The sequence below is a fragment of the Flavobacterium sp. 123 genome (genome assembly GCF_003634825.1).
In the GTDB taxonomy this organism is placed as follows: domain Bacteria; phylum Bacteroidota; class Bacteroidia; order Flavobacteriales; family Flavobacteriaceae; genus Flavobacterium.
This window is the reverse complement of record NZ_RBXD01000001.1, coordinates 2912883-2923941: the sequence shown is the minus strand read 5'-3', so window position 1 is coordinate 2923941 and position 11059 is coordinate 2912883. Positions and strand designations below refer to the sequence as shown.

The 11059-nt window shown below is 36.8% G+C and carries 2 protein-coding genes and 1 pseudogene; all 3 read right to left on the bottom strand.

Annotated elements, in window-relative coordinates:
• Positions 1 to 1193: pseudogene (locus C8C88_RS12850) on the bottom strand (PD40 domain-containing protein); the annotation flags it as partial.
• Positions 1194 to 1204: 11 nt separating this feature from the next.
• Positions 1205 to 2113 (bottom strand): type IX secretion system membrane protein PorP/SprF, encoded by a 909-nt coding sequence (locus tag C8C88_RS12845; protein ID WP_121338501.1) that lies wholly within the window; start codon positions 2111 to 2113, stop codon positions 1205 to 1207.
• Positions 2114 to 2265: 152 nt separating this feature from the next.
• Positions 2266 to 10539, bottom strand: coding sequence for a gliding motility-associated C-terminal domain-containing protein (locus C8C88_RS12840; protein ID WP_121338500.1), 8274 nt, complete (start codon positions 10537 to 10539; stop codon positions 2266 to 2268).
• Positions 10540 to 11059 lie beyond the last annotated feature (520 nt).

Sequence of the window (11059 nt, the reverse complement as noted above, 5' to 3'; positions counted from 1 at the left end):
CGTGTTTTGGTATCAATTAAATACGCAAAATCATCTTTATTAGAATTGGCTTTTTCACCAATATTCTGAACTTTACCAAAAGTTCCGTCAGAATTAATTTTAGAGACAAAAATATCTAAACCACCTAAACCAGGATGACCATCTGATGCAAAATAGATTTCGTTTTCATCGGTTATACTCGGGAATGTTTCTCTTCCTTCAGTATTGATGGTGTTTCCTAAATTTTCAGGAGAACCAAAACTTCCATCTTCATTTATTTTTACTTTATATAAATCAGATTGTCCGAATGTACCAGGCATATCAGAGGCAAAGTAAAGTGTTTTTTCATCTGAACTAAGAGCAGGGTGAGCCGTGCTATAGTTGTTACTGTTGAAAGGAACTTCTTTAACATTATCCCATTTTCCATTTTCTAAGCTAGCTTGGTATATTTTTACCAGAGTGACTTTACTTTCACTTTTTCCTTTTTCACCATCAATATAATTGTTTCTTGTGAAGAACATTGTTTTTCCATCTTTTGTGAAAGCAGGAGTGGATTCGTGGAATTTAGTATTTATAGCTTTATCAAATTTTTTAACAGCTCCAGGAGTCATTCCATCACCTAAATCAGCACTGTATAAATTAGTAAAATACTGATTGGTCCATTTGTGTTTTCTTTGGGCAAGACTTCCAGTATCTCTAGAAGAAGTAAAAACCACTTTGTCTAAGTATATTGCGCTTCCGTAATCAGAATATTTAGAATTAATTCCTGCATCTTCTACATCGTATCTGCCAGAATTTGCTTTTATTTCTGCTAAATAATCTGATTTAATCAACTTTCCCCGGCTATCATTCCCCGATTTTTGGTTAAAAAGTGCAAGCATTTCATCCGATTTTTTGAAATCACCTATAGATTTTAAGGAGTGTGAATATCTGTAATAATACTCTGGAGCTAATTCCGTATTCATTGCAAATAATTCGGCATACCATTTAGCTGCATTTTGATAATCAGAGTTAAAATAGTACGCATTTCCCAGTTTTTGGAACATATCAACAGATTTGTAGCCTTTTTGGGCCACTCTTTCATATGTTTTTATGGCATCTATATAAGCATAGTTGTCATATTTCTTATCAGCTGCAGCTAATTTTGCCTTTTGGGCATGTCCATTGAAGGAAAAACTGCAAAGTATAGTTATAAGGAGTATATAATTTTTCATAATGCTTAATTTTAGAAGAATCTAGGAGTTGTAATTTTACCGATATTTTTGAATAGTTCGTAACGTAAGAAAACTTCATGCGAACCAGAGTTGTAATTTTCTAGATTGGTAGTTTCTAAATCATACCCATATCCAATATACATACCGTCAGAAACTTGGAATCCAGCCATCACACTCATAGCAGCGCTCCATCTGTAAGCTACACCAAGAACAAATTTGTCATTGAACATAAAGTTTCCAGACATATCCACTTGAAGTGGAGCACCTTCAACCATTTTTGTCATCACGGCAGGTTTGAACTTGATGGTGTTGTTTAAATTAAAGATATATCCAGCAATTAAATAGTAGTTAATCTTTTCTTTAAAAATACGCACTTCGTTAGCATCATACCGATTTGTTTCAATGAAGTTAGGGACAGAGAAACCTACATAAGCATTATCAGAATGCCAATAGATACCAGCTCCAATATTAGGAGAAAAAGAGTTGTAGTTTCTTAAACTAGGATCACCAGCTTGTGAAGGCGTTAATCTAGTTTCATCTAAATCAAATAAATTAGCCGTTGCTTTAATACCAAAAGAAAGTTTATTAGTTTCTGAAACTTGTAAAGTATAGGACAAATCAGCAGAAATAGTGTTCTCGTGAGTAGGTCCAATTTTGTCATTAATCAAAGAGACTCCTAATCCAAGATTTTTTCCATTCAGAGGAGTATTCACCGATACGGTATTGGTAACAGGTGCTCCATCAAGACCTACCCATTGCGTACGATGTAGTGCAAATATGCTTAAAGCTCCTCTCGACCCAGCATAAGCAGGGTTTACATTAATTGTGTTATACATGTATTGCGTAAATTGAGCATCTTGTTGCGCAAAACTTACAAAGGCTGTAAACATCAAAACGATAGAAAATATTTTTGTTTTCATAGTAGATATTTATTGTTTTAATTAGCTCCTGAACTCCCTTTTAAATAGTTATGAAATTCAGTTTAATCAAATATTAATTATTTATGTTTAAAATAGGGCTTTTTATTATATAATAACCTGAGGACAAATTGATTGCCCTCAGGCTGATTAAACTATTTACTAAGGTATAAATACCCGTCTTTTTTGTTAGTAACAATATTATTATTATTGTCTACAGAAGTGTAATTCAAGATATAGAAATAAGTTCCTGTAGGTAATCCTGAAGAGGCACTAATTGTTGTTCTTCCTTTAGAAGTACCATCGAAATAATTGGAGTTGTTGTTGTAGTTTTTAGTTTCAAAAACCAAAACACCCCAACGGTTATAAATCTCAACTGTATTCTCTGGATAACATACTGTATCATCAATATTATCGATTACAAATTTTTGATTTAATGCATCCCCATTTGGAGAGAAAGCGTTGTGAACAAGTACAGTTCCACAAGCTAATACCACACAATCATCATTTATGGCAATATTTAATACAATGCTTCTAGGACAAGTTTCATCATTTATTTTATATTCAAATGATACCGAACCTAAAGGTAATCCTGAAGGAGAAAAGATACTTCCTTGTAAGGCATTAGTTGTATTAGTGTCAATCCAAGTTCCATTAGTAGGAGTACCTTGAGGTAGTAAGTTCATTAAATCTATAGTTGATGAATCTCCGTTACAAGCTTCACTTGGAATAGTTGTTAAACTATTCGCAATAGTGACATTTACAGTTTGACTAAATAGGGAAGTGTTTCCACAAGCATCAGATACAGACCATTCTCTTACAATAGAGTAAGAACTAGGGGTACTGTTAGTAATAGTTTCTGTATATACTGCAGGAGCAACACTAGAACAATTATCTACAAATACTAATTCTGGTACAGGAGGAACCGCATCACAGTTTGCAATTACAGTTGTTTCAAAAGCCGTTGTAGTTGTAGGAGCAACAGTATCTTGAACAGTTATCGTTTGTGATGCTGTAGTAGTGTTTCCACAAGCATCAGTTGCAGTCCAAGTTCTAGTTAAAGTATATGATCCAGCACAAGCACCTTCATTAGAAGCGGTTGTTTCTTCAAAAGTTACAGTAGCATCTCCACAATTGTCAGTAGCCGTAAGCGTTGCAGCTTCTGGTATAGCAGAACATTCAGCAGTTATGTTTTCTGGTGCTGTTTCTACAAAAGTAGGAGCAACAGTATCTTGAACAGTTATCGTTTGTGATGCTGTAGTAGTGTTTCCACAAGCATCAGTTGCAGTCCAAGTTCTAGTCAAAGTGTAAGATCCAGCACAAGCACCTTCATTCGAAGCGGTTGTTTCTTCAAAAGTTACAGTAGCGGAACTACAATTATCTGTAGCTGTTAATGTATCTGCTGTAGGAACTTCAGAGCATTCTACAGTTATGTTTTCTGGTATTGTTTCCACAAAAGTTGGTCCAGTTATATCTTGAACGTTTATAGTTTGTGAAGCAGTAGCAGTGTTTCCACAAGCATCGGTTGCAGTCCAAGTTCTAGTTACAGAATACGAACCAGCACAATCACCGTTTGTTGTTACATCAGCAGAAGTCAAGCTGAAAGTAGAACCACAATCATCAGTAGCAGTTGCTACAGCAAATTCAGGTGTAGCAGGGCAGTTGATAGTTGACGCTTCTGGTAGAGCAGCAATCACTGGAGCAGTTATGTCTTGAACGTTTATCGTTTGCGAAGCAGTAGCAGTGTTTCCACAAGCATCTGTTGCAGTCCAAGTTCTAGTTACAGAATACGAACCAGCACAATCACCGTTTGTTGTTACATCAGCAGAAGTCAAGCTGAAAGTTGAACCACAATCATCAGTAGCAGTTGCTACATCAAATTCAGGTGTAGCAGGGCAGTTGATAGTTGACGCTTCTGGTAGAGCAGCAATCACTGGAGCAGTTATGTCTTGAACATTTATCGTTTGCGAAGCAGTAGAAGTGTTTCCACAAGCATCGGTTGCAGTCCAAGTTCTAGTTACAGAATATGAACCAGCACAAGCACCGTTTGTAGTTACATCAGCAGAAGTCAAGCTGAAAGTTGAATTACAACCATCAGTAGCAGTTGCTACAGCAAATTCAGGTGTAGCAGGGCAGTTGATAGTTGACGCTTCTGGTAGAGCAGCAATCACTGGAGCCGTTATGTCTTGAACGTTTATCGTTTGTGAAGCAGTAGAAGTATTTCCACAAGCATCGGTTGCAGTCCAAGTTCTAGTTACAGAATATGAACCAGCACAATCACCGTTTGTAGTTACATCAGCAGAAGTCAAGCTGAAAGTTGAATTACAACCATCAGTAGCAGTTGCTACAGCAAATTCAGGTGTAGCAGGGCAGTTGATAGTTGATGCTTCTGGTAGAGCAGCAATCACTGGAGCGGTTATGTCTTGAACGTTTATCGTTTGTGAAGCAGTAGAAGTATTTCCACAAGCATCGGTTGCAGTCCAAGTTCTAGTTACAGAATACGAACCAGCACAATCACCGTTTGTAGTTACATCAGCAGAAGTCAAGCTGAAAGTTGAATTACAACCATCAGTAGCAGTTGCTACAGCAAATTCAGGTGTAGCAGGGCAGTTGATAGTTGACGCTTCTGGTAGAGCAGCAATCACTGGAGCCGTTATGTCTTGAACGTTTATCGTTTGTGAAGCAGTAGAAGTGTTTCCACAAGCATCGGTTGCAGTCCAAGTTCTAGTTACAGAATATGAACCAGCACAATCACCGTTTGTAGTTACATCAGCAGAAGTCAAGCTGAAAGTTGAATTACAACCATCAGTAGCAGTTGCTACAGCAAATTCAGGTGTAGCAGGGCAGTTGATAGTTGATGCTTCTGGTAGAGCAGCAATCACTGGAGCAGTTATGTCTTGAACGTTTATCGTTTGCGAAGCAGTAGCAGTATTTCCACAAGCATCGGTTGCAGTCCAAGTTCTAGTTACAGAATACGAACCAGCACAATCACCGTTTGTTGTTACATCAGCAGAAGTCAAGCTGAAAGTAGAACCACAATCATCAGTAGCAGTTGCTACAGCAAATTCAGGTGTAGCAGGGCAGTTGATAGTTGACGCTTCTGGTAGAGCAGCAATCACTGGAGCAGTTATGTCTTGAACGTTTATCGTTTGCGAAGCAGTAGCAGTGTTTCCACAAGCATCGGTTGCAGTCCAAGTTCTAGTTACAGAATACGAACCAGCACAATCACCGTTTGTAGTTACATCAGCAGAAGTCAAGCTGAAAGTTGAATTACAACCATCAGTAGCAGTTGCTACAGCAAATTCAGGTGTAGCAGGGCAGTTGATAGTTGACACTTCTGGTAGAGCAGCTATCACTGGAGCAGTTATGTCTTGAACGTTTATAGTTTGTGAAGCAGTAGAAGTATTTCCACAAGCATCAGTTGCAGTCCAAGTTCTAGTTACAGAATACGAACCAGCACAATCACCGTTTGTAGTTACATCCGCAGAAGTCAAGCTGAAAGTTGAATTACAACCATCAGTAGCAGTTGCTAAAGCAAATATAGGTGTAGCAGGACAGTTGATAGTTGATGCTTCTGGTAGAGCAGCAATAACTGGAGCAGTTATGTCTTGAACGTTTATCGTTTGTGAAGCAGTAGAAGTATTTCCACAAGCATCAGTTGCAGTCCAAGTTCTAGTTACAGAATACGACCCAGCACAATCACCGTTTGTAGTTACATCCGCAGAAGTCAAATTAACATTTGAACTACAATTATCTGTTGCAATAGCTTGAGTAAACTCAGGCACTGCTGGACAAGAGATAGTTGTAGTAACTGGCAATGCTGAAATCACAGGAGCTGTTACGTCTTGAATAGTTATAGTTTGTTTCGCTGAAGTTGCATTTCCACATTCATCAGTTACAGTCCAAGTTCTTGAAATAACTTTGTTACTTGGACAAGTACCTATAGGAGTTAAACAAACACTGTTAAAGTTAATGCTTCCATTAACATTAGCTTGTTTTTTTGAGAATACAAACCAAGTTCCGTTCATTGGACCTGTTAAGTTGTCAAAACTTGAAACATAACTTGTAACTCCAGTAATCGTGTTTGGAGAAGACAAGGCACCATTTGGCGTAAAGTTTTGAGGAATATCTTGAGCGATAACATTGTTATTGTTCCATTGTGCATATCCTGAACTATTAGGATAGAATACAGGTACATATAATTCTTGATTACTTGAATTATCATCTTCACAAGCACCATCTGTACAGTAAGGACCAACTAATACTACAGCTTGTCCACTAGGACTAACTAAAGTAAATTCAGCTCTTCCTTTTCCTTGATTGGTTTTAAATGCAAGAGCTACTTTTTCAATATCTTTTGCAGTCAGGTTATTATATCCAGTTACATCAAAGTAGAAATAGTTTCCGTTTCCGGCATTGATATTGGCTTCATTGTCATCTCCAAAACAATTAGAATCTGTATAAGTCACTTCAGGGCTTGAATCACAGGCATCAGAGATATTAGTTACAGTACCAATAGCAGTTGGATCTAAATTAGTAGAACAATTTTCACCAGTATTGATTGTTATATCAGCCGGAACAGTAAATGTAGGAGCAGTTATATCTTGAACATTTATAGTTTGACTAACTGTCTCACTATGGTTATTACTCCCATCGGTTGCATCCCAAGTAATAGTTCTACTATAAGTACTTGAACAACTTCCAGGAGTTATTACATCTGAAACTATATTGATAGTAGCTATACTACAATTATCAGTTGCAGTTGGTGGAGTGAATACAGGTAAATTTGGACAATAGATAGTTGTGTTTTCTCCAGCTTGTGTAATTACAGGAGCTACTGTATCATCAATAATCACATTTTGAGTAGCGGTTACGGATTGACCATTACCGTCATTGAAAGTCCAAGTGATTGTGTGTGAACCTTGAGTTGAATAGGTCAAAGGATCCGAAGTTGTACCTGTTATTGTACCTGCACATACATCCGTTGTAGTTGGTACAGTAGCAGTAGCTGAACATTGTCCAGTTACATTTGCTAAAGTTGGAATTACAGGAGCTACTGTATCATCAATAATCACATTTTGGGTAGCGGTTACGGATTGACCATTACCGTCATTGAAAGTCCAAGTGATTGTGTGTGAACCTTGAGTTGAATAGGTCAAAGGATCCGAAGTTGTACCTGTTATTGTACCTGCACATACATCCGTTGTAGTTGGTACAGTAGCAGTAGCTGAACATTGTCCAGTTACATTTGCTAAAGTTGGAATTACAGGAGCTACTGTATCATCAATAATCACATTTTGAGTAGCGGTTACGGATTGACCATTACCGTCATTGAAAGTCCAAGTGATTGTGTGTGAACCTTGAGTTGAATAGGTCAAAGGATCCGAAGTTGTACCTGTTATTGTACCTGCACATACATCCGTTGTAGTTGGTACAGTAGCAGTAGCTGAACATTGTCCAGTTACATTTGCTAAAGTTGGAATTACAGGAGCTACTGTATCATCAATAATCACATTTTGGGTAGCGGTTACGGATTGACCATTACCGTCATTGAAAGTCCAAGTGATTGTGTGTGAACCTTGAGTTGAATAGGTCAAAGGATCCGAAGTTGTACCTGTTATTGTACCTGCACATACATCCGTTGTAGTTGGTACAGTAGCAGTAGCTGAACATTGTCCAGTTACATTTGCTAAAGTTGGAATTACAGGAGCTACTGTATCATCAATAATCACATTTTGAGTAGCGGTTACGGATTGACCATTACCGTCATTGAAAGTCCAAGTGATTGTGTGTGAACCTTGAGTTGAATAGGTCAAAGGATCCGAAGTTGTACCTGTTATTGTACCTGCACATACATCCGTTGTAGTTGGTACAGTAGCAGTAGCTGAACATTGTCCAGTTACATTTGCTAAAGTTGGAATTACAGGAGCTACTGTATCATCAATAATCACATTTTGAGTAGCGGTTACGGATTGACCATTACCGTCATTGAAAGTCCAAGTGATTGTGTGTGAACCTTGAGTTGAATAGGTCAAAGGATCCGAAGTTGTACCTGTTATTGTACCTGCACATACATCCGTTGTAATTGGTACAGTAGCAGTAGCTGAACATTGTCCAGTTACATTTGCTAAAGTTGGAATTACAGGAGCTACTGTATCATCAATAATCACATTTTGAGTAGCGGTTACGGATTGACCATTACCGTCATTGAAAGTCCAAGTGATTGTGTGTGAACCTTGAGTTGAATAGGTCAAAGGATCCGAAGTTGTACCTGTTATTGTACCTGCACATACATCCGTTGTAATTGGTACAGTAGCAGTAGCTGAACATTGTCCAGTTACATTTGCTAAAGTTGGAATTACAGGAGCTACTGTATCATCAATAATCACATTTTGAGTAGCGGTTACGGATTGACCATTACCGTCATTGAAAGTCCAAGTGATTGTGTGTGAACCTTGAGTTGAATAGGTCAAAGGATCCGAAGTTGTACCTGTTATTGTACCTGCACATACATCCGTTGTAGTTGGTACAGTAGCAGTAGCTGAACATTGTCCAGTTACATTTGCTAAAGTTGGAATTACAGGAGCTACTGTATCATCAATAATCACATTTTGAGTAGCGGTTACGGATTGACCATTACCGTCATTGAAAGTCCAAGTGATTGTGTGTGAACCTTGAGTTGAATAGGTCAAAGGATCCGAAGTTGTACCTGTTATTGTACCTGCACATACATCCGTTGTAATTGGTACAGTAGCAGTAGCTGAACATTGTCCAGTTACATTTGCTAAAGTTGGAATTACAGGAGCTACTGTATCATCAATAATCACATTTTGAGTAGCGGTTACGGATTGACCATTACCGTCATTGAAAGTCCAAGTGATTGTGTGTGAACCTTGAGTTGAATAGGTCAAAGGATCCGAAGTTGTACCTGTTATTGTACCTGCACATACATCCGTTGTAGTTGGTACAGTAGCAGTAGCTGAACATTGTCCAGTTACATTTGCTAAAGTTGGAATTACAGGAGCTACTGTATCATCAATAATCACATTTTGGGTAGCGGTTACGGATTGACCATTACCGTCATTGAAAGTCCAAGTGATTGTGTGTGAACCTTGAGTTGAATAGGTCAAAGGATCCGAAGTTGTACCTGTTATTGTACCTGCACATACATCCGTTGTAGTTGGTACAGTAGCAGTAGCTGAACATTGTCCAGTTACATTTGCTAAAGTTGGAATTACAGGAGCTACTGTATCAGGTGTTTCTAGAACAATAATTTCTTTCGAGTCGCTACATTTAGTTATATCATCACTTACACTAATCGTATAACTTCCAGCTGATAAATTGGATATTGTACCTATTACCGTTGAATAAGTAGTTGTCGTAGTTACACCATCGTTTATTGCTGTAGTTGTTACTGTTGATAAAGATCCGGTAAGACTTATTGGACTTCCACCGTTAATAGTATATTTTATATTATTTGTTGAAGTGTTAGCTGAAGCAGCAGTAATCTGAATACTTCCATTTGTTGTACATGTAGCACTTGTTGGAACGCCAGCAAAAGTTGTTTTATTCACAATAACATTGTAGGTACAAATTTTTGAATCAAGTACATCCCCAGCAGAGTTTCTGTATGTAGCAGTATAGGTAACTGGAGTTGATCCAATAGGGAAAAAAGGAAGAAGTCCTGTAACAGTGGTTGAGAAGTTAGCATCGCCAGAACAACCAGTTCCATAAATAGGTGCATCTATTCCTAACCAATCAACTCTGTTTTTATCTCCATTACCTATAGTAGGATTTGGAACAAATTCAAAATATATTCTAAAACCAGTTGTTGAAGGAGCAGTTATAGTAGCTGTATAAAATTTGTTTGTGTTTGTAAGATGGCTTCCGTTTACATCAAAAAAACCTTGTAGAGTTTTATTTCCATTTTTATCTTCTAAATAATAGTTTATTTTGAAAAGACTTGTGCCAGCTCGAAAAACATCTAATTTAATATCAACGGGATCAGTCGGCATCATATAAAAAAATGGCGTAGTAACGCTTGTAGTTGTTCCAGTAGATTGAAACAAGTTTAACACCCCACCCAAATTTCCAATCCGCTGAACTCGTGAATATTTCCAACAATCGCTAGCAGATTGACTTTCGGGAATATCAAACGAATTTTCATATTGATAACCCGATGTTCCTCCACCATTACAAGAAAGAAAATACCCTGGGGCAAGAGGTAAATTTAGAGCTGGGTCTGTAGAATATAAACCAGTGCCTGTTGTACAAGCTGAAACTGGCGATGAAGGGCAAGGATTAGTTTGGCTAATACTGCAAGTTTGACTAAAAGAACTTACTGCTGATAGTAAAAATACCAAAAGGGAGATAATTTTAGTCACTCCTATATTTTTGGCAGATCTTCTTTTGGGTAGAGAATTTTTCATACAATCAAAATTTAAATTTATTTATGTATATTATTTGGGGATTTTACTTTTTTAATTCTTACAAAATCATGTTCAACAATTGTTAATATTTTTAAATTGTGGGACTATTGTAATTAATTATAGTGCTAAATTAATTTGAATAACACCAACTTGTATTTTTTTTCTACAAACAACTTAAATACTCGTTGAAACGATGTTTTTGCTTCATTAAAATCTATTTACTTTGCATTTAATCGAGTTTTCCAAATTATTTAATTTGTAATCTAACTGTTAAACTCTTTTTCATTTCGTTAATCAAATTTATATTTTTTTATGATACGAAAATTAAAAAAAGTCGATAAAGTGCAAAAATCATCGTTTATTTGCATTATTTTAAATAATTAGTAAGTTTTTTACTATAATTTAAAATATATATTTTAACATTTTATAAAAAATATTTTAGTAGGACTAATACTTTTAAATTAAAACTTAAATGTTTTGAATTGGAATTACTATTTACTTTAGAAAAAAAATTGTAATT

Coding starts and splice junctions, on each gene's coding strand:
- C8C88_RS12845 (WP_121338501.1), bottom strand. CDS start 2,113: ATGAAAACAAAAATATTTTCTATCGTTTTGATGTTTACAGCCTTTGTA.
- C8C88_RS12840 (WP_121338500.1), bottom strand. CDS start 10,539: ATGAAAAATTCTCTACCCAAAAGAAGATCTGCCAAAAATATAGGAGTG.